Origin of the sequence: Collinsella sp. AF31-11, from assembly GCF_003475605.1 — a bacterium.
In the GTDB taxonomy this organism is placed as follows: domain Bacteria; phylum Actinomycetota; class Coriobacteriia; order Coriobacteriales; family Coriobacteriaceae; genus Collinsella.
Map to the genome: position 1 here is coordinate 1,357 of NZ_QRQS01000032.1, position 458 is coordinate 1,814.

The 458-nt window shown below is 70.5% G+C and carries 1 protein-coding gene; it reads right to left on the bottom strand.

The window, feature by feature from the left end:
• On the bottom strand, nt 1-458 hold a 458-nt coding region (locus tag DWZ22_RS10575), incomplete at both ends, for a sugar nucleotidyltransferase (protein ID WP_255413604.1).

Here is a 458-nt window from a genome sequence, read left to right on the forward strand (position 1 = left end):
CGTCCCCTCCTCCAGGTACATCCGGTTGAGGTCGGTGATCTCGAGCTCGCCGCGGGCCGACGGCTCGACCTCATGCGCCTTGGCGGCCACGTCGCCCGGGTAGAAGTACAGGCCGGTGACGGCGTAGGAGCTCTTGGGGCGCTCGGGCTTCTCCTCGATGGAGACGGCCCTGCCCTCCCCGTCGAACTCCACGACGCCGAAGCGCTCGGGGTCGTCCACGTGGTAGCCGAAGACCGTGGCGCGGCCCGACTCGGCGTTCTGCACGGCGCGCGTCAGGTGGCGCGACAGGCCGTTGCCGTAGAAGATGTTGTCGCCGAGCACGAGGGCGCACGGCTCGCCGGCGATGAAGTCCTCGCCGATCGTGAAGGCCTGCGCGAGGCCGTCCGGGCTCGGCTGCTCGGCGTAGGACAGGTTCACGCCGTAGCGCGAGCCGTCCCCGAGCAGGCGCTCGAAGTTGG